This is a genomic window from Streptomyces sp. NPDC048603, from assembly GCF_043199475.1.
In the GTDB taxonomy this organism is placed as follows: domain Bacteria; phylum Actinomycetota; class Actinomycetes; order Streptomycetales; family Streptomycetaceae; genus Streptomyces.
Map to the genome: position 1 here is coordinate 306,540 of NZ_JBICVY010000004.1, position 17,862 is coordinate 324,401.

A 17,862-nucleotide genomic window follows, 5' to 3' on the forward strand; every position below is an offset into this window, starting at 1 on the left:
CTGAATGCGCACACCGTACGCAGAGGAGTGAGCCATGGCTGCCGGCCAGAAGACGCAACCCGTCCCCTCCGTCTGGGCCCGCCGGGCCGCACGCGAGGCGGAACAGCCCGGGCTCTCCCAGGACGCGATCGTCCGGGAGGCCATCGCCATGCTGGACGCCGACGGCATCGAGGCCCTGAGCATGCGGAAGCTGGCCGCACGCCTCAACGCGGGCGCGACCTCCCTGTACCGCCATGTCGCCACCAAGGACGAGCTGATGGAACTCGCCGTGGACCAGGTCTTCGCCGAGGTGGCGGTGGCGGTGCCGCCCACCGGCTCCGGCGGCTGGCGGCCCGCGGCCACCGCGGCCGCCGGTTCCTTCCGCGCGACCGCCCTGCGCCACCCCTGGCTGTCCTCGGTGCTCGGCCAGGCGGGCCTGGCCCATCTCGGCCCCAACTTGATGAACTTCTCGAACCGGCTGGGATCGGTGTTCGTCGAGGCGGGCTTCCCCTCCCCCAGCCGCGCGATCGAGGCGATCTGCGGATACGTGATCGGCATGGCCACCACCGAGGCGGCCTGGCTGACCACGGTGGCCAAGTCCGGTGAGTCCGAGGCGGAGTTCGTCGCCCGCCTGATGCCGGCCGCCCAGCTGGCGGCCGAAGGCCACGAGCACCTGACCGACGCCTACGCCGAGGCCGCGACCGACACGTTCGACCCGGTCGCCGCCCGCGACGCCAAGTTCGACTACGGCCTGGAGGCCATGCTCGACGGCCTGGCCCTGCGACTCCCGGGCGGACCGCCCTCGGCACGCTGACCCATCGGCACCGACCGGCACAGCCCGCGGCCCGTAGGCCGCGGGCTGTTCTGGTCGGAAGGCTTCAGCGTTTGAGCATGAAGGTGAAGTCGCCGGAGAGCCTGCCGCCCAAGCGGACCGAAGAAACGATTTTGCCCTCAGTGATCAGCCTCTCGACCTCACCCCGCGGAAGACCGCAGCCTTCGGCGATCAGCCGCACCGGCCGCACGGGGATCCGCGCCTCGAAGCGGACCGAGACATCGGTCTTCCCCGAGCTCTCGGATTCGCCCGGACAGGGGAGCCCCCGTACGGGGTCCGGGTGATCCGACCGCCCGGTGTCGAGGCGCCAGGCACCGTCCCAGTCGAGGGCGATGCGATTGCGGCGCTGCACGACCGGATCCCGGAGCAGCTCGGCCGTCAGGCCGGGGTCGTTGTCGTGCAGCCGGTCCAGCAGCTCAGGCCGCACGGAGCGCACGTTCATCCGCTCCAGGACCGCGAGCTTCGCCGTGTCCCCGCACCCGGTACAGAGGACGAGGAGCCAGGCGTCGATGAGCTTGTGGTTGGCGTTGACGCGGAACTTGCCGCTCGCACGGTGGCGTTCGGACGCGCACGCGGGGCAACGTCGGAGGACGAGTGGCAGGCGGGTGGGCACGACCGCCCAGTTTTCGAGCACAGAAGTACACCGGTTTCAGTGAGAAGTCCGCAGCAAAAGGCAGCGCGGCGCACATGGCGCGACGCGCGACGAATCAGCGCTCGGGAGGTCTCACAGGGTGTACAACGGCACGTCCTTGCCCAGACGACAGGTCCGGCAGCACGGTAAGGGCGCACAGCGGCGCCGCTCCACCGGTTTTGGCCCGCCCCACTGGACGAAGTCTTCGCATCGCACTCACCGTGCCGCGACCCACCCGGGCCGCGATGACCTCGAACCTGCCGACCCCTCCGGCAGCCGACCCCTCCGACATAGCGTTCGGTCGCAGCTCATTGCAACACGCAAGCCTTGCGACGTTGCGTTATGCGCGAGTTCAGTGCAACGAAATTGCGGCTTTGACCTGCACAAATACCGAACATGCGCAATGAAATAGTTGCCGACCCTTCGAACGCAACGTAGCTTTTCGCCTGTCGGAAAGAGCGGGCCGCAAAGGCTCGCGCCGCACACGAAGGAGCAGCACGATGCAGAAGTTCCAGACCCTCGCCCCGATCACCGCCGCCGTCGACGTCCCCGCGGGCCGCATCCGCTTCATCGCCGCCGACCGGGCCGACACCATCGTCGAGGTCCTCCCCGCGGACGCCTCCAGGAGCCGCGATGTGAAGGCGGCGGAGGAGACCACGGTCGAATTCGCCGACGGCAGCCTGCGGATCGGGGTCCCTGCCGCCAAGAACCGGCTCCTGGGGAACTCCGGCGCCATCGAGGTGACCGTCCAGCTGCCCGCCGGCTCCCACATCGAGGCCAAGGGTTCCGCCGCCGAACTCCGGGGCGTCGGACGGCTCGGCGACGTCACCTTCGAGGGCGCGCAGGCCACCGTCAAGCTCGACGAGGCCGCGAGCGCCTGCCTCACCGTCCAGGCCGGGGACATCGCGGTCGGCCGCCTGAGCGGCCCCACGGAGATCAGCACCCAGAAGGGCGACATCCGGATCTCCGAGGCCGTGCGCGGCACGGTCGTCCTGCGCACCGACTCCGGCGACGTGCTGATCGGCGCCGCCCGCGGAGCCTCCGCCACGCTCGACGCCGGCACCGCCTACGGCCGCATCCACAACGCCCTCAACAACACCAGCGGCCCGGCCGCCGACCTGAACATCCGCGCCACCACCGCCTACGGCGACATCACCGCCCGCAGCCTGTAACCAGCCCGAAGAAAGGCTAAGCCAGACCATGAACACCGAACAGCAGGCCTGGACCGGCATGGTCCCGATCGACGACACCGCCCTCGCCGTGACCGACACCGGCGGCTCCGGCCCGACCGTGGTCTACCTCAACGGCTCCTACGCCGACCAGAAGCACTGGCGCCGCGTGATCGCCGCCCTCGGCGGCGACTACCGGCACATCACCTACGACGAGCGCGCCCGCGGCAAGTCCGAGCGCTCGGCGGACTACTCGTTCGAGGCCTGCGTCCGCGACCTCGACGCGGTCCTCAAGGCCAGGGGCGTGGACCGGCCGATCCTGGTGGGCTGGTCCTACGGCGCGGCGCTCGCGATGCACTGGGCCGCCCGCAACCCGGACCGCGCCCTGGGAGTCGTCTCCGTGGACGGCGCCCTCCCGCACGAATGGCTCGACGACGCCGCCCGGGCGCAGATCCGCAAACTGTTCCGCCGGCTGAGCCCGCTGTTCCCGATCGCCCGCCGGCTCGGCCTGGCCGCGCGGATGAGCGCCGAGCAGCACGCCGAGATCAACATCGAGGCCAACGAGCTCTGCGCGCCCGGCTCCCTCGTCCCGGTCCTCGACAGCATCACCGCACCCGTCCGCTACGTGCTCGCCACGGGCGGCAACCTGGGCGGCGACCCGGAGCTGATGGAGCAGATCCGCGCCAACATCGACCCGGTGTGCGCCCGCAACCCCAACATCCGGGTCAGCGCGAAGGTCGCGAGCAACCACTCCAAGATCCTGCGCAACGACTTCGGGGCCGTCGCCGAGTCCGTCCGCGAACTCTCCGTCAGCCGTGCCCGGACGGCCGGCTGAGCCGTGCCGGACCGATCTCCGCCCAGACGGTCTTGCGCGGTACGGGCCCCCGGTCGACTCCCCACCGATCGGCCAGGGCCCCGACGATCGCCAGCCCGTGCCCCGTCCCCTCCGGCTCGCGGTCACCCCGCGTATCGGTGACCTCGATCCGGAGCGGACCGGCCTCGACGGCGGTCAGCAGAAGCCGGAAGTCCCGTCCGGGGACCCTGCCATGGGTGACGGCATTGGCGGCCAGTTCGGCCACGATCTGCGCCGGCCCCTCCAAGGGGAGCCCCCAGGAACGGAGTTGCTCCACCGCCAGCAGCCGGGCGAGACGCGCCCCGCGCGGGGTGGAGGACAGCTGGACGCAGAAGAGCAGTTCGTCGTTCACGTCACTCAGCGTGGCCGTGCGTGCATACCCTGAGAAGTCTCGGCGCCCGTGTGTAGCGGGACTGTCCGGACGTTGTCCGGCCTTGTCCTGCCTGTCCGGACCGCCCTTGCGGGTACGGGGCGTTGAGGATGTCGGGCACGTCGGGAGTGGGTGCGCATGAGCGTGGACAGCGACAACGACAGCGACAGCGGCGGCCGGGAAGAGCCTGGCTGGGAGGTCGACCCGGAGGACGAACAGGGCGCCGCGGTCGTGGCCTCGGTCGGCCGCAACCTGAAGGTGTGGCGCGAGGCGGCAGGTCTCCGCGTCGCGGAGTTCGCCACCCGGATGGGATACGGGGAGGACCTGGTCCGGAAGGTCGAGTCGGGGAAGCGGATTCCCCGCCCCGAGTACCTGGACAAGGCGGACGAGGTCTTGGCGGCCGGAGGCCGCCTGGCGGCGATGCGGCGGGACGTGGAACAGGCCCGCTATCCGAAGCGGGTGCGAGACCTGGCCAAGATGGAGGCACAAGCCGTTGAGATCGGCGTCTACAGCATCCACGCCATACACGGCCTGCTACAGACCGGGGAATACGCGCAGGCGCTCTTCGAGACGCGATGGCCCTCCTACAGCCCAGAAGCAGTGGAGAGGGGTGTAGCCGCTCGCGTGGCAAGGCAAACCGTATTCGACCGCAACCCTGCTCCCGCTCTCACTTTCGTGCAGGAAGAGGTGACGCTTCGTCGTCCCATCGGGGGGCCAGTGGTGATGCGGGGCCAACTGGAGCGTCTGTTGGAGGTGGGGCAGCTCCGCCATGTCTCGATCCAGGTCATGCCGACAGACCAAGGCGGCCATGCGGGAATGACTGGCTATGCCGAAGTGCTGAAGTTCCCCGACGGTTCAGCTGTCGGGCGGGACGAAAGCCAGGTCGGCGGTCGGCCGCTCACCGACCCAAAACACCTGCGGGTTCTTGAGCTGCGCTATGGCATGATCCGAGCCCAGGCTCTCACGCCACGGGAGTCGCTGGCCTTCATTGAGCAAGTGCTGGGAGAAACATGAACGGCAAGCCCGAGCTCGAATGGTTCAAGAGCAGCTACAGCAGCTCCAGCGACATCAACGACTGCATCGAGGTCGCGACCACGGTCGCCGCCGTCCTGGTCCGGGACTCCAAGGACACCGCCATCCCCCACCTCAACTTCTCCCCCGCCGCCTGGGGCAGCTTCGTCACGGCCGCCCGGCGAGCCTGAGCGCTTCGCCGGCGATCGCGGGATCGGGGTCCGACACCAGCTCCGACGCCAGCCGTTCAAGGCGGGCGAGGTCTTCCTCGGACTGACGGCAGACGTCGTAGAGGGCGACCTCCAGCCAGTCGCCGGTCTGCGCGTCCGCGCGCGCCAGCGCGGCCAGCACCAAGCGCAGCCCGCACACGTCCCACCGTGCGAGCAGCGCCTCGGCCGTGGCGCGGGTGACCGCGGTGTCCTGTGCGTCCAGCAGCAGGCGGTGCAGGACCGCTGCCGCCTCGGGCTGTTCCGCTCCGGCCGCCAGACGCCGGCCCGCGGCCGCCCGTACCGACCACGACGGCGAGTCGGCACCCTGCATGGCCGACAGCAGGTCGTCGTCGTTGTCGCAAGAGGTCATGCTCAGGGTCAGTCCTCAGCCATGGGGAACATGTGGGCGTAGGGATTGGGCTAGTAGCCCGTGTGCGGATCCAGTCCCGTGCGGAATCGTCGGTCCTGCTCGCGCCAGCTGACGAACGTGCCCGTCTCCTTCCAGAGCGATTCGTCACCGAGCGGGCAGGTGTCGAACCGGCCCTGCATCATGCGGGTGACGAACTGGACCATGCCGCAGTCGAACAGCGCCCAAGGCGACTCACCCCACTCGTGGTGTCGGCGCCAGGCCACGACAGGCCACTTGTCCGGATCGGGGTCGTTCATGAGCCAGGCCATCTCGTTGGCGTTCATGCCGGATCCCCAGGGCAGGACGGCATCGGCGCCGAGCGCCACGCCCGGGACGCCTCCGTCGTCGTCCCAGAGCCCGCGCACACCGGCCGTCATGCTTCCGATGTGACACCCCTCCCACCCGCGCACATCGCTCGGGAGCGGCGGCAGTATGACGAGTTCGCCGATGTCGCCCACGCCGTACACGTCCAGCACGGCCTTGTAGTCACTCGGCAACCGGGTGCCCAGTTCGGCTTCGGCCGCGGCCCAGTTGATCCGCTCGCCGCCCGGGAAATCGGCCGGGACGAGATCCAGTAGTTCGGCGACGTCGGGATGAACGCTCATGGTGGCCTCCTGGGTTGAGTGGCGGCCAACCCTAGTGGGCGGAACTGGCGCCGACGCTTCAAGGACAGCGGACCACGGTGGTGTCAGACTCCGGACGGTCCCGGGAGGCCGCGGCGTCCGGCCCGTGTCACGGAGGCGATCAGCAGGGAGACAAGGGAGGTCGCCGCGAGGCTTCCCACCATGACCATGACCACGCCGATCATGAAGAGGCCGCTGGCGTCGTCCGACCAGTCGTAGTAGGCGGCGAGGGTGAGACCGGCCGTGGTGCCGAGCACTGCGCCCGCGATGCGGCTCCGGGACGCGGCCCAGTAGAGCGGTGCGAGCAGGGTCAGCACCAGCCCGATCACCTGCCACGCCTCGTACGGGCCGGACACCGAGCCGTCGGGGTGCACGTCACGGTGCTGGTCCCAGCCGAGCCAGGCGGCCCATGCCACGACGGGCAGGAGGAACATCAGGACGGGGGCGAGCTTCGGGGATATCTGGCGCATGCCCCAAGAGTCGCGGTCCACCCTGGTCCTGGCGCAGAGCGCACCTACTCAGCTCTTGGTGAGTACCCGTGCATCCACAGCCCGGGGACACCTCCCCACACCGCTGTCAGTGGCCCGGAGGAAGATGGCGATCATGGCTGCGACCCTTCCCCTGACCCTGCCCGCTTCGGTCGTCGGTGAGCACCGCGTCGATCTGACCGCGAAGCACTCCGACGGGTGGGCGTTCATGACGTCCGGCGTCGCCGCGAACGCGGCCGGCGAGACGTACGCGCTGTCCCGGGCGGTGCGCTACCGGAGGCGGGACGGCGCGTCCCCCGACCCGTTCCAGATGGACTTCACCTACCACCTGATCACCCGGTACGCCCCCGACGGGACGCCCACCGCGACGGCCCTCTACGGCGGCGCGACGGAGGGCAGTGCGCCCACCGGGCTCACCGAGGGATCGGACTTCTGCCTCGCGGTCCTCGCGGACGGGACGGTGGCGGTCAGCTCCAAGCCCGGGAACACCCACCTGTTTTCGGCCGATCTGAGCCGGCTCGTGGAGTCGTGGCGTTCGCCCTGGGGCTGGGAGGAGGAAAAGGAACGGAACGGCGATCCGTACGCCTTCTCGATCGACGTCACGCCTTCCGGCCGGCTGCTGTGCGGGGTGGCCGAGTACGGGGTGAGCAACTGGGCCGGGCAGGTCGCCAACCTCGTCGCGCTCTCCGAGCCCGGCAGCACGCTCGGCCCCGGTTCCAAGGCAACCCTGCGGGCCATCGCGACGCACGACGCGCGCTCCGACCGGCAGAAGGAGGCCGACCGGTACCCGCACGTCGTGTACGACGGCGCCCCCGTCGGCGGCAGCAACCGGCCGTCCCCCTCGCTGACCGAGATGGTGTCCACGGACGACCGGACCCGCTTTGACTACACCGGCTGCAAGATGGGCCGTCCGGCGGCGATGGGCGATGACCTGTTCGTCGTCCCCGTCTTCGGGAAGACCTACCGGTCGGGCAGCCGCGGGCAGGTGTTCTCGTTCCTGCTGCTCGACGGGCAGGGCGAGGAACGCGGGAAGCTGGAGGGGATGCACCGGTACGAGGACAGCCCCTTCACCGGCTTCTACTGGACCGTGGTGGGCGATCCGTACCGTGGGCGAGCCTTCCACCTCAACCGCTACGGCCTCTACGCGTGGGACGCGGACGGTCGGATGCGCTCCCGGATCCCCACCTCGGACGCGCCGTTCAAGGCGCTCACCAACTTCCTCCTCATGGGCTGTTCGCCGGCCGGCGAACTGCTCCTCGTCCACCAGAAGCAGCACCTGCTGCTCCGGGTGCCGGTCCCGGAGGACCTGGCCGGCCTGGAGGACGCGGTCCGCGCCGCCCTGAAGGCCTACGGCCCCGGACGCAACGCGCTGAAGCGCCAGTACGCCCCGGTGAACTGGCACTGGGTGGACGGCACGGCCCCAGTCCACCGGCACTGAGAACGGTGATCCTCGTGACGAACCCGCAGACAGCTCTGGCGCGGATCCCGGGCTATGAGGGAGGCCCCTTCCGCCACGAGCCCGAACGCCTGGACGAGCACCTGTTCTGGCTGGCCCACCTGCATCTCGGCGGCACGGAGGAACCGGAAGCAGCAGCCCTGCTGTCCCGGCTTCTGGGAGGTGACACCTGGCCCGTCTTCACCGTGCCGCTCGCCGGTGACCACCGCCTGCATGTGGTGTATCGCGCGCTGGAGGGGGAGGCAGGCATCGACTACCTCGTGCACCACCCTGACTGGGACGTAGCCGAGCACTTGGCGCAGGACGACGGGAACTTCATGGGTCCCGGCCTGTCCTGGGCCGAGCTGACCGCTGCGGCAGACAACGGCCTGCCCGGCGGCAGCACGACCGATCCCCACGCCCGCCTGCTGCTCCTGCTTCCGGCGTTCGGCGACGATGCCGTCCCGGACGATGCCGTCGAGCGCCTGACCGCGGCGCTGCGCGCGCGCACTCAGGTCGAGGTGCCCGAGCGGCTGGCCGCGGCTCGCCTGTCGTATCAGGGACCGTGGGGTCCCACGCACTGGACGACAGCCGAGGACGGCGGCTACCTGGTCAACGACGGTGGCCACTCCTGCCGTAACCCCGCCCACAACTTCGCCCGGTCGACCAACCGCCTGGTCCGGATCTCCGCCGCACTGGGCTCCTGAACCGCGCGACGAAGACGGTGCGTTCATGTGCCGCAAGGGCGATCGGGCGGTGGGGTACGGCGGTATCCCTCGGGGGCGAAGGTGAACGTCGTGGGGAGCGGCCCGTCACCGCAGCGGACGGCGAGGAGCACCGCCTGTTGCTGTTCGTGTTGTGCTTCGGAAACCGCCCGACCGGCCCCCAGGTGGAAAACGACCATCGGCTGTGCCGGGTCCTCCCCGATGTAGACGGCGGTCTTGACGGAGCGCGGGTCTCGGGCACCAAACCTCACTGAAGGGCTCCCGAACTCGGCGGTCACGTCCGCCCAGGTGCGGTCCTCGGCAGCCCACTGACGCGCCCTCCCGCGCAGGGCTTCGTACTCCTTCATCGGGAGAACGCGCTCAGGCAGGAGCCAGTCGCATCGGTGCGCGAATTCGGCGTAGACCGAGGCCATGGCGGACTCGTGGCACTCCTCCGGCCGGGACTCCACGACCAGCAAGTGGTCGACCAGCATGCTCAGGGCCTGTTCACCGCCGTACATCCCGGGCCGCGTCAGCGCCATGTTCAGTTGTCCGACGAGGTAGGCACGTATCTCATCGGCGGTCGCGAGCGTCCGGGAAGTCTTCATATCCCGAGTGTGTCGCAACCGTGCGGCAGGGCCGGAACCGTCGGGTCAACGGGTCCGGCCCTGCCGTCAAGCGTGCACCGCGGTGTCAGACGCGGTCGGCGGCGATCAGGACGTACTGGAAGGAGCCGTCCTCGTAGGACTTGATGAAGGCCTCCTCGATGCCGGTGACCAGGGACGATGTGGCCCGCAGCTTCCAGTAGGGGAGGGTGTCCGGGGTCAGGTCGATGACGGCCTGGGGGACGAGGCGGTTGTCGGCCATGGCCCGCAGGTACTCGCGGCGGGAGTGGATGTTGCACTCGAAGTGGGCGTTGATCTGGGAGACCCACTTCGACGGCTGGCCGTAACGCGGGTTCCAGCAGCCGGTGATGGTGACGTAGCGGCCGCCCACGGCCAGGATGCGGGAGTGCTCCGCCATCAGGTCGTGCAGGTCGACGTACATGCTGGACTCGTTGTTCCAGGAGCCCGCCGCCTGGCCCGTCTCGAAGGGCATGTCGAGCATGTTGCAGACCCGGGCGTGGACGGAGTCCCCGATGCCCAGTTCGGCGGTCCGGTTGTTGCCGAAGTCGGCCTGCTTGGAGGAGAGCGTGACGCCCTCGACCTTGCAGCCGAAGCGCTGGTGGGCCATGACCATCGAGCCGCCGCGGCCGCAGCCGGCGTCGACCAGCGTGTCGTCGTGCCCGATGGCTCCGAGGTTGTCCAGGAGGACGTCGGTCTGCGCCGACTCCAGCCGGTGCAGCTCGGCGATCAGCTTCTTCTCGTACGTGCTGTCCTCGGGGTCGCCGAGGGAGGCGTGGTCGATCTCGCCGATGCCGTAGTGGTGGTGGTAGAGGCCGTCCACATCGCCCAGCCGCAGGTTGACCGGGCGGGCCTCGGCGTTCCAGTAGCGGGCGATGTCGCCCTGGTAAGGCGTCGCCGGGGCGGGGATGAACGCGGAGGCGGGGGTCATCTCGGTGGTCACGTATAAGTCCAATCCTCTTACCAGAAATCGGGCAGGCTGTAGCGGTAGGTGTTGGTCATGTGCCAGTAGTGGTTGCCGTCGACCCACACCGCCACGCCTCGCAGGAAGCGCAGGACGCGTGGGTCGGGGCAGGAGGCGGCCAGCTCGGCGGAGGCCGCCTCGAACTCGTGCATGAGGTCGTTGTGGACCTCGACCGCCTTCAGGTAGGCGTCCTTGTCGGACAGGCCCTCCCTCTCGGCGATCACCACCGGCAGGTTCAGGTGCTTGCCGCGGGCCTCGAGTTCCTTGGTGTACGAGTACAGGTCGTTGGAGATGGTGGTGGCGTTGCCCGCCAGCGCGATGACCCGCTGCATGGCGGGCAGCGCGTGCAGGTCCGCCGGCAGTTCGTAGCCGCCGACGGTGTCGGTGATGGTGGGGCAGGGGCGGAAGTTGTTGAACTGGCGCATGGCCAGGTACTCCCACACCTCGGGCGTGTAGTCCGTCTCGGCCCAGGCGGCCTCGGCGAGGTAGCCCATGTGCAGCCGTGCCATGTCGTGCCGGAAGCGGTCGGCCTGGGACGGGGTGGCCGCGTGGACGAAGTACTCCATGGCGGAGCGGTAGGAGCGCCGCGCGGCGTCGGAGAGGAGCGAGTCCGCCCAGCCGGGCTGGTAGGCCCGCGTGGTGTGGACCGGGTCGAGGGCGGTGTGCGCCATCAGGAGGCGTCCGCCGAGACCGACCGGCGAACCGCCGTGGTCCTCGCAGTAGACGTCGTCGACCACGTTCTCGGCGACCATCAGCCGGGTGGCGATCATCAGGTGGTCGACGGTCGGGGCGTCGGGGTGGCAGGCCACCATGTAGCGGCCCACGGAGAACCCGTCGAACTGGTCCTCCCACTCCGGGGGATACGCCTCCACCTCGTCCACCGCCCACCGCTTGATGCGACGGCTGACCTCCGCGACGCGGGCGGCGTCGGGCTCGGGCACCGGGTGGTAGTAGAGGCCGGGGATCGGCCTGCCCTCCGCCGGAGCGCCGGAGGCTTCCGGCGGGGCCGCGACCGTGGCCGCGGCTGTCGCCGCCGATGCCAGGGCTCGTGCGAGACCGTCCGCGGCGGGCGGGGCGGGAGGCTCCTCGCGCGGGGTGAAGTACAGCCCCGAGGTGCCCACGCCGCTGGGGCCCCGCATGATCCGCTCCAGGGCGGGGTTGGCGGGGTTCTCCTCCCGGGCCGGCGCGGTGGCGGCGGCCGCGCGGGCCGGCTCGGCGACGAGGTCGCCGCCGGGCGTCGGGACGGCTGACGCGTCCACGTCCACGCCGGATACGGGCGGTTCGGGGATCGAAGGCCGGACGGCCGGCCCGAAGGGGAGCGCGGGCCCGGTCGGCAGGGCCCGTCGCGTGGCGGCACCCTGGACGGCGGCACCGGCGGGTCCTGGCGCGGTCGGGGAGCCGCCCGCTGTGGACACCCCCACGGCGGCGGCGACCGCGGCCACCGCCGCGACCGCGTCCTGTACGCCGTCGGCCGCCGGAAGGGCTTCGGCACCACGGCCGTGGCCGTGGGCCCCGAAGCGGGCTGCGGCGCCCGGCAGGCTCGACTGAAGGGGGGAAAGCCCGGGCTCGGGCATCCAAGGCTCCTTGATGAGGTGATGGGGCTGTCCGGCGATCCGCCGGTCCGGCTGTCGGGCACTCCGCCGGCCGGGCGGTCCGTTGGTCCTCCGGGTCCTGCGGGTCGTCCGGGTCCTGCGGCCTGGCGGTCCGCTGGTCCCGCTGGTCCCGCGGATCCGGCTGTCGGGCAGTTCGCTGGTCCGGCGGACTGACGTCCGCTGGTCCGGCGATCCAGCGGTCCGCTGTTCCTCCCGTCCGGCGGGTCCGGCTGTCCGGGCTCGCGGTCCCTCCCGAAGTCCTGGACCCAAGACCCAGCCAGAAGCCCGGCCCGGGATCCCGTTCCAAGACCGGCCCGGTGTGCCGCTCCAGGACCTCGGGTCCGTTTCCGGCGGTCCCGGCTGCAGGACCCGGGTCCTGGTCCCGCACCCGCGCAAGTGCGCGGGCCGCGCGGCCGACCGGGACGGGCCCGGAACGGCCGGCGCCAGGCCCTGGGGGTCGGGGCCGCAGCCCCGAAGGGTCCCGGTGAGGGGCGGGATCGGCCCGGGAGGCCCAGGAACCCGGGGTGGGCACCGGTCCGGAAGGCCCCCGGTCCGGGTGAGCCCACGTCCAGGGGCACCCGGACCGGGAACTCCCGGTCCGGGTGGCCCCGGGAGGGGCCCGGTGTCAGTCCTGCCTGCGGGCGATCTGGACGTTCTCCAGGATGCCGAGCGCGTCGGGTACCAGAACTGCGGCGGAGTAGTACGTGGTGACCAGGTAGGACATGATCGCCTGCTCGCTGATGCCCATGAAGCGCACCGACAGGCCCGGCTCGTACTCCTCCGGCAGGCCGGTCTGGCGCAGGCCGATGACGCCCTGGTTCTCCTCGCCGGTGCGCATGGCGAGGATCGAGCTGGTGTTGTCCTTGCTGATCGGGATCTTGCTGCAGGGCAGGATCGGGACCCCGCGCCAGGCCGGTACCTGCTGTCCGCCGAGGTCGACGTGGTCCGGGTAGAGCCCGCGGGCGTTGAACTCGCGCCCGATCGCCGCGATGGTCCTGGGGTGGGCGAAGAAGAACTTGGTGCCGCGGCGCCGGCACAGCAGCTCGTCCATGTCGTCCGGGGTGGGCGGACCGGAGTGGGTCTGGATCCGCTGCTTGAACGAGGCGTTGTGGAGCAGGCCGAACTCGCGGTTGTTGACGAGTTCGTGCTCCTGCCGCTCGCGCAGGGCCTCGATGGTCAGCCGGAGCTGTTCCTCGGTCTGGTTGTGCGGCCCGTTGTAGAGGTCGGCGACCCTGGTGTGGACCCGGAGCACGGTCTGCGCGATGGAGAGTTCGTACTCGCGCGGGTTGAGTTCGTAGTCGACGAAGGTGCCGGGGATCTCCGGCTCGCCGGTGTGGCCGGCCGACACCGCGATCTCGGCCTCGCCGTGCTTGTTCTGCCGCTGCAGCGGGAGCGAGCTGAAGCGCTCGATGTGCCCCTGCAGGCCGGGCGCCAGGGCGACCACGGCGGCGAAGTCGGCGCGGGAGAGGGTGAGCAGGGTGCCGGAGGTCTCGGCGGTGGCCGTGTAGTCCCAGGTGGCGTCCGCGTCCAGCAGGGCGTTCTCGCCGAAGTGCTGGCCGTCCGCGAGCACGGCCACGCGGACCTCGTCGCCGTACTTGCCGACGGAGGTCTGGCCGATCCGGCCGTGCGCGATCAGGTGGATCTGCTCGGCGGGGTTGCCGCGCCGGACCAGGACCTCGCCCGCCTGGAACTCGCGCTGGACGCACCGGTTGGCGAGCCCGATGAGCACGCCCTCGTCGTCAAAGCCGCGCAGCAGGGCCAGTTCGCCCAGTTCGCGGGGGATCACCCGGACGTTGGCGCCGTCCTGGACGAACTCGATGCGGCCGTCGCCGACGGTGTAGGTCAGGCGGCGGTTGACCCGGTAGGTACCGCCCTTGGTCTCCACCCAGGGAAGCATCCGCAGCAGCCAGCGGGAGGTGATCTCCTGCATCTGCGGGGCGGACTTGGTCGTGGTGGCGAGGTTGCGGGCCGCCGCCGTGGCCAGGCTGGACTGCCGGGGCGGCTGCAGCTGTGCCTCGGGGCCGGTGTCAACGCTCATCGGTCGAGAACTCCTTCGCAAGGGCGGTGAGCGGCGCACACCCGCGCGTCACCGGTGAAAGAGAAGAGAACGAGAAAAGAGGAAAAGAGGGAAAGGCGGGGAATATCGGGGAATCCGGGGATTCGTGGAATCCGTCCAGATCCTGGGGAACAGTAACGGCCCGTGCACCCATCCGCCCCCTGCGACCGGCTCGCATTACCTCGATACGGTGATCTTGACCGGCGCGGCGTTTGCCGGGCCGATCAGCGATGTTTCGGCCGTGGCCGAGAACGGCCCGCCTCGAATCCGGTCACGGCCCGTCCCCCACCCAGCCCCCACCCAGCCCCCACCCGTCCCCTGTCCGACCCCCGTCCGGCCCCTTCCCTCCTGCGGGCCCGCCACCTAATCTGACTCGCCGTCAGACAACTGGCCCCGCCGGGAGGCGACATGCTGCTGCAAGGGAAGACCGTCATCGTCTCCGGCGTGGGCGCCGGACTCGGCCACCAGGTCGCCGCGACCGTCGTCCGGGACGGCGGGAACGCCGTGCTCGGGGCGCGCACCGAGGCCAACCTCGCGAAGTCCGCGGCCGAGATCGACCCCGACGGCATCCACACCGCCTACCGCACCACCGACATCACCGACGAGGCGCAGTGCCGCGCCCTGGCGGACCTCGCCACCGAGCGGTTCGGCGGGATCGACGCCGTCGTCCACGTCGCGGCCTGGGACTCGTACTTCGGCGGCCTGGAGGACGCCGACTTCGGGACCTGGCAGCAGATCGTCGACGTCAACCTGCTCGGCACGCTCCGGATGACCCGCGCCTGCCTGCCGGCGCTCAAGGAGAACGGCGGGTCCGTGGTCATCATCGGCACCCAGTCCGCCGTCGCCGCGCCGAACGAGGTGCAGCAGGCCGCGTACGCCGCCTCCAAGGGCGCCCTGACCTCCGCCATGTACTCCATGGCCCGCGAGCTCGGCCCGCACCGGATCCGGGTCAACACCGTGCTGCCCGGCTGGATGTGGGGGCCGCCGGTACAGGCGTTCGTCACCTTCACCGCGCACAGCGAGAACGTCCCCGAGGAGACCGTGAAGGCCCGGCTCGCCGAACGCATGGCCCTGCCGGAGCTCGCCACGGACGGCGACGTCGCCGACGCCGCGGCCTTCCTCGCCTCCGACCGGGCCCGGGCGATAACCGGCCAATCCCTGCTGGTCAACGCCGGAGAGCTGATGCGATGACGGCCGATCGTATGCTCGGCCCATGACCACTACGGGCAATCCGCCGGGCAACCCCGCTCCGACCGACAACGCCATGCGCCGCGCGCTCCGGCGGGCCCGGGACGGCGTCGCGCTCGACGTGACGGAGGCCGCCGTCCTGCTCCGGGCGCGCGGTGCCGACCTGGAGGACCTCACGGCCTCGGCCGCGCGGGTCCGCGACGCGGGGCTCGCCGCCGCCGGCCGGCCGGGCGTCATCACGTACTCGAAGAGCGTCTTCATCCCCCTGACCCGGCTGTGCCGCGACAAGTGCCACTACTGCACCTTCGCCACCGTGCCCGGCAGGCTGCGCCGGGCCGGGCACGGGATGTACATGTCCCCCGACGAGGTCCTCGACGTCGCCCGCCGCGGCGCCGAACTGGGCTGCAAGGAAGCGCTGATCACTCTCGGGGACAAGCCGGAGGACCGCTGGCCCGAGGCCCGCGAATGGCTCGACGCCCACGGGTACGACGACACCCTCGCCTACGTACGGGCCATGTCGATCCGGATCCTGGAGGAGACCGGCCTGCTGCCGCACCTCAACCCGGGGGTGATGTCCTGGGCGGACTTCCAGCGGCTCAAGCCGGTCGCGCCGTCCATGGGCATGATGCTGGAGACGACCTCGGAACGGCTGTGGTCGGAGCCCGGGCAGCCCCACCACGGCTCCCCCGACAAGGAGCCGGCCGTACGGCTGCGGGTGCTGGAGGACGCCGGCCGGTCCTCCGTGCCCTTCACCTCGGGACTGCTGATCGGCATCGGCGAGACCGTCGAGGAGCGCGCGGAGTCGCTGTTCGCGCTGCGCCGCGTCTCCCGCGCGTACCACGGCATCCAGGAACTCATCATCCAGAACTTCCGCGCCAAGCCGGACACGGCGATGCGCGGGATGCCGGACGCCGAGCTGGACGACCTCGTCGCCACGGTGGCCGTGGCCCGGCACATCATGGGGCCCTCGGCCTGCCTGCAGGCCCCGCCGAACCTGGTCGACGACGAGTACGCGCGGCTGATCGGCGCGGGCGTCGACGACTGGGGCGGGGTGTCCCCGCTGACCCCCGACCACGTCAACCCCGAGCGCCCGTGGCCCCAGATCGAGCTGCTGGCGGAGCGGTCCGCCGCGGCCGGCTTCGAGCTCCGCGAGCGGCTGTGCGTGTACCCGGAGTTCGTGCGGCGCGGGGAACCGTGGCTGGACCCGCGGGTGCTGCCGCACGTACGGGCGCTGGCGGACCCGGAGACCGGGCTGGCCCTCCCGGACGCCGAGGTGACGGGGCGTCCGTGGCAGGAGCCCGACGAGGCGTTCACCGCCGCCGGACGGACCGACCTGCACCGGACCATCGACAGCGAGGGCCGGACCGGCGACCGGCGCGAGGACTTCGACCACGTCTACGGGGACTGGGAGGCGCTGCGGGAGGCCGCGGCCCCCGGCATGGCCCCGGACCCGGGGATGGCGCCGGAGCGCATCGACGGCGACGTACGGGCGGCGCTGTCGACCGCAGCGGACGACCCGACCCGGCTGACCGACGCCGAGGCGCTGGCCCTGCTGCACGCGGACGGGCCGGCGCTGGACGCGCTGTGCCGGATCGCGGACGAGCTGCGCCGGGACGTGGTCGGCGAGGACGTCACGTACGTGGTCACCCGGAACATCAACTTCACCAACGTCTGTTACACGGGCTGCCGGTTCTGCGCGTTCGCGCAGCGGCGCACGGACGCCGACGCGTACACGCTGTCGCTGGGGCAGATAGCGGACCGCGCACAGCAGGCGTGGGACGTCGGCGCGGTCGAGGTCTGCATGCAGGGCGGCATCCACCCGGACCTGCCGGGGACGGCGTACTTCGACATCGCGCGGGCGGTGAAGGAGCGGGTGCCGGGCATGCACGTGCACGCGTTCTCGCCGATGGAGGTGGTGAACGGGGCGACCCGCACCGGGATGTCCGTACGGGACTGGCTGACGGCCGCGAAGGAGGCCGGGCTGGACTCGATCCCGGGGACGGCAGCGGAGATCCTCGACGACGAGGTGCGGTGGGTGCTGACGAAGGGGAAGCTGCCGGCCGCCGACTGGATCGACGTCGTCACCACCGCCCACGAGCTGGGCATCCGGTCCTCGTCGACGATGATGTACGGGCACGTGGACCAGCCCCGGCACTGGCTCGGGCACTTCCGGACCCTCGCGCGGATCCAGGAACGGACGGGTGGTTTCACGGAGTTCGTGACGCTGCCGTTCATCCACACGAACGCGCCGGTGTACCTGGCGGGGATCGCCCGGCCCGGGCCGACGGTCCGGGACAACCGGGCGGTGACGGCGATGGCCCGGCTGCTGCTGCACCCGCACATCACCAACATCCAGACCAGCTGGGTGAAGCTCGGCGCGGAGGGCGCGGCGGAGATGCTCCGGTCCGGGGCGAACGACCTGGGCGGCACGCTGATGGAGGAGACCATCTCGCGCATGGCGGGGTCGTCGTACGGCTCGTACAAGTCGGTGAAGGACCTGGTCGCGGTGGCTGCGGCGGCGGGGCGGCCGGCCCGGCCCCGGACCACGCTGTACGGGGAGGTCCCGGAGGAACGCCGTCGCGCGGCGGCGTCCTCGGACGGGCACCTGCCGGAGCTGCTGCCGCTGGTGGACTGAAGGGGTGTCTCGTCGATCACGCCGGGCTCGCGGTCGCCCGGCTCGACGAGACGTCCGGTGTACGCGATGAGCCCCTCCGGCTGCGGTGCCG

The 17,862-nt window shown here is 71.0% G+C and carries 18 protein-coding genes; 9 read left to right on the forward strand and 9 right to left on the reverse strand.

The genetic code is table 11. From position 1 onward, the window contains the following. Positions 1 to 34: 34 nt before the first annotated feature. A complete protein-coding gene (locus ACGFQ9_RS11210) occupies positions 35 to 793 on the forward strand; it encodes a TetR/AcrR family transcriptional regulator (RefSeq protein WP_393573462.1) in 759 nt (252 codons plus the stop codon). Between the two features lie 64 nt (positions 794 to 857). Here the strand turns inward: ACGFQ9_RS11210 and ACGFQ9_RS11215 are convergent, their stop codons facing one another. Then, positions 858 to 1,445, reverse strand: coding sequence for a DUF1062 domain-containing protein (locus tag ACGFQ9_RS11215; RefSeq protein WP_393573463.1), 588 nt, complete (start codon positions 1,443 to 1,445; stop codon positions 858 to 860). 497 nt (positions 1,446 to 1,942) lie between these two features. On the opposite strand from ACGFQ9_RS11215, the gene ACGFQ9_RS11220 reads away from it, so the two are divergent. Further along, entirely contained in the window at positions 1,943 to 2,614 is a 672-nt protein-coding gene (locus ACGFQ9_RS11220) for a DUF4097 family beta strand repeat-containing protein (RefSeq protein WP_393573464.1), read from the forward strand. Between the two features lie 28 nt (positions 2,615 to 2,642). Beyond that, on the forward strand, positions 2,643 to 3,446 hold the full coding sequence (locus ACGFQ9_RS11225) for an alpha/beta fold hydrolase (protein WP_393573465.1): 804 nt from the start codon (positions 2,643 to 2,645) through the stop codon (positions 3,444 to 3,446). On the opposite strand, the gene ACGFQ9_RS11230 is transcribed toward ACGFQ9_RS11225, so the two are convergent. Then, positions 3,421 to 3,816 carry an ATP-binding protein gene (locus ACGFQ9_RS11230; protein WP_393573466.1) on the reverse strand — a complete coding sequence of 132 codons (396 nt, stop codon included), beginning with the start codon at positions 3,814 to 3,816 and terminating at the stop codon, positions 3,421 to 3,423. The two genes, ACGFQ9_RS11225 and ACGFQ9_RS11230, sit on opposite strands and share 26 nt — an antisense overlap. Before the next feature lie 156 nt (positions 3,817 to 3,972). On the opposite strand from ACGFQ9_RS11230, the gene ACGFQ9_RS11235 reads away from it, so the two are divergent. Both ACGFQ9_RS11235 and ACGFQ9_RS11240 read left to right on the forward strand, forming a co-directional pair. Then, complete coding sequence (locus tag ACGFQ9_RS11235) at positions 3,973 to 4,848, forward strand: helix-turn-helix domain-containing protein (protein WP_393573467.1); 876 nt, start codon at positions 3,973 to 3,975, stop codon at positions 4,846 to 4,848. Beyond that, complete coding sequence (locus tag ACGFQ9_RS11240; protein WP_393573468.1) at positions 4,845 to 5,036, forward strand: DUF397 domain-containing protein; 192 nt, start codon at positions 4,845 to 4,847, stop codon at positions 5,034 to 5,036. Before ACGFQ9_RS11235 ends, ACGFQ9_RS11240 begins: the two co-directional genes overlap by 4 nt. On the opposite strand, the gene ACGFQ9_RS11245 is transcribed toward ACGFQ9_RS11240, so the two are convergent. The 3 genes from ACGFQ9_RS11245 to ACGFQ9_RS11255 form a co-directional block, all read right to left on the reverse strand. Continuing rightward, positions 5,014 to 5,424 carry a hypothetical protein gene (locus ACGFQ9_RS11245; protein WP_393573469.1) on the reverse strand — a complete coding sequence of 137 codons (411 nt, stop codon included), beginning with the start codon at positions 5,422 to 5,424 and terminating at the stop codon, positions 5,014 to 5,016. The genes ACGFQ9_RS11240 and ACGFQ9_RS11245 overlap by 23 nt on opposite strands. A gap of 50 nt (positions 5,425 to 5,474) precedes the next feature. Continuing rightward, positions 5,475 to 6,068, reverse strand: a complete 594-nt coding sequence (locus tag ACGFQ9_RS11250) for a hypothetical protein (protein ID WP_393573470.1) — start codon at positions 6,066 to 6,068, stop codon at positions 5,475 to 5,477. 83 nt (positions 6,069 to 6,151) lie between these two features. Continuing rightward, the gene (locus ACGFQ9_RS11255; protein WP_393573471.1) at positions 6,152 to 6,556 is read right to left on the reverse strand and encodes a hypothetical protein; all 405 of its coding nucleotides are present in this window, start codon (positions 6,554 to 6,556) and stop codon (positions 6,152 to 6,154) included. A gap of 133 nt (positions 6,557 to 6,689) precedes the next feature. On the opposite strand from ACGFQ9_RS11255, the gene ACGFQ9_RS11260 reads away from it, so the two are divergent. Next, positions 6,690 to 8,012 carry a hypothetical protein gene (locus tag ACGFQ9_RS11260; RefSeq protein ID WP_393573472.1) on the forward strand — a complete coding sequence of 441 codons (1,323 nt, stop codon included), beginning with the start codon at positions 6,690 to 6,692 and terminating at the stop codon, positions 8,010 to 8,012. A 14-nt stretch (positions 8,013 to 8,026) separates the two neighbouring features. Further along, complete coding sequence (locus ACGFQ9_RS11265) at positions 8,027 to 8,716, forward strand: hypothetical protein (protein WP_393573473.1); 690 nt, start codon at positions 8,027 to 8,029, stop codon at positions 8,714 to 8,716. 23 nt (positions 8,717 to 8,739) lie between these two features. Here ACGFQ9_RS11265 and ACGFQ9_RS11270 read toward each other — a convergent pair whose 3' ends face one another. From ACGFQ9_RS11270 to ACGFQ9_RS11285, 4 genes are all read right to left on the reverse strand, one after another. Then, on the reverse strand, positions 8,740 to 9,321 hold the full coding sequence (locus ACGFQ9_RS11270; RefSeq protein WP_393573474.1) for a hypothetical protein: 582 nt from the start codon (positions 9,319 to 9,321) through the stop codon (positions 8,740 to 8,742). Positions 9,322 to 9,406: 85 nt separating this feature from the next. Next, entirely contained in the window at positions 9,407 to 10,267 is an 861-nt protein-coding gene (locus ACGFQ9_RS11275) for a geranyl diphosphate 2-C-methyltransferase (RefSeq protein ID WP_393573764.1), read from the reverse strand. 29 nt (positions 10,268 to 10,296) lie between these two features. Further along, the gene (locus ACGFQ9_RS11280) at positions 10,297 to 11,874 is read right to left on the reverse strand and encodes a family 2 encapsulin nanocompartment cargo protein terpene cyclase (RefSeq protein ID WP_393573475.1); all 1,578 of its coding nucleotides are present in this window, start codon (positions 11,872 to 11,874) and stop codon (positions 10,297 to 10,299) included. Between the two features lie 643 nt (positions 11,875 to 12,517). Next, positions 12,518 to 13,930 (reverse strand): family 2B encapsulin nanocompartment shell protein, encoded by a 1,413-nt coding sequence (locus ACGFQ9_RS11285; protein WP_393573476.1) that lies wholly within the window; start codon positions 13,928 to 13,930, stop codon positions 12,518 to 12,520. 426 nt (positions 13,931 to 14,356) lie between these two features. Here ACGFQ9_RS11285 and ACGFQ9_RS11290 point away from each other — a divergent pair, with 426 nt between their 5' ends. Together ACGFQ9_RS11290 and ACGFQ9_RS11295 are read left to right on the forward strand one after the other, a co-directional pair. After that, positions 14,357 to 15,139: an SDR family oxidoreductase gene (locus tag ACGFQ9_RS11290; RefSeq protein ID WP_393573477.1), complete on the forward strand. Its 783-nt coding sequence runs from the start codon at positions 14,357 to 14,359 to the stop codon at positions 15,137 to 15,139. Positions 15,140 to 15,161: 22 nt separating this feature from the next. Beyond that, positions 15,162 to 17,771, forward strand: coding sequence for a bifunctional FO biosynthesis protein CofGH (locus ACGFQ9_RS11295; protein ID WP_393573478.1), 2,610 nt, complete (start codon positions 15,162 to 15,164; stop codon positions 17,769 to 17,771). The last annotated feature ends 91 nt before the right edge of the window (positions 17,772 to 17,862 follow it).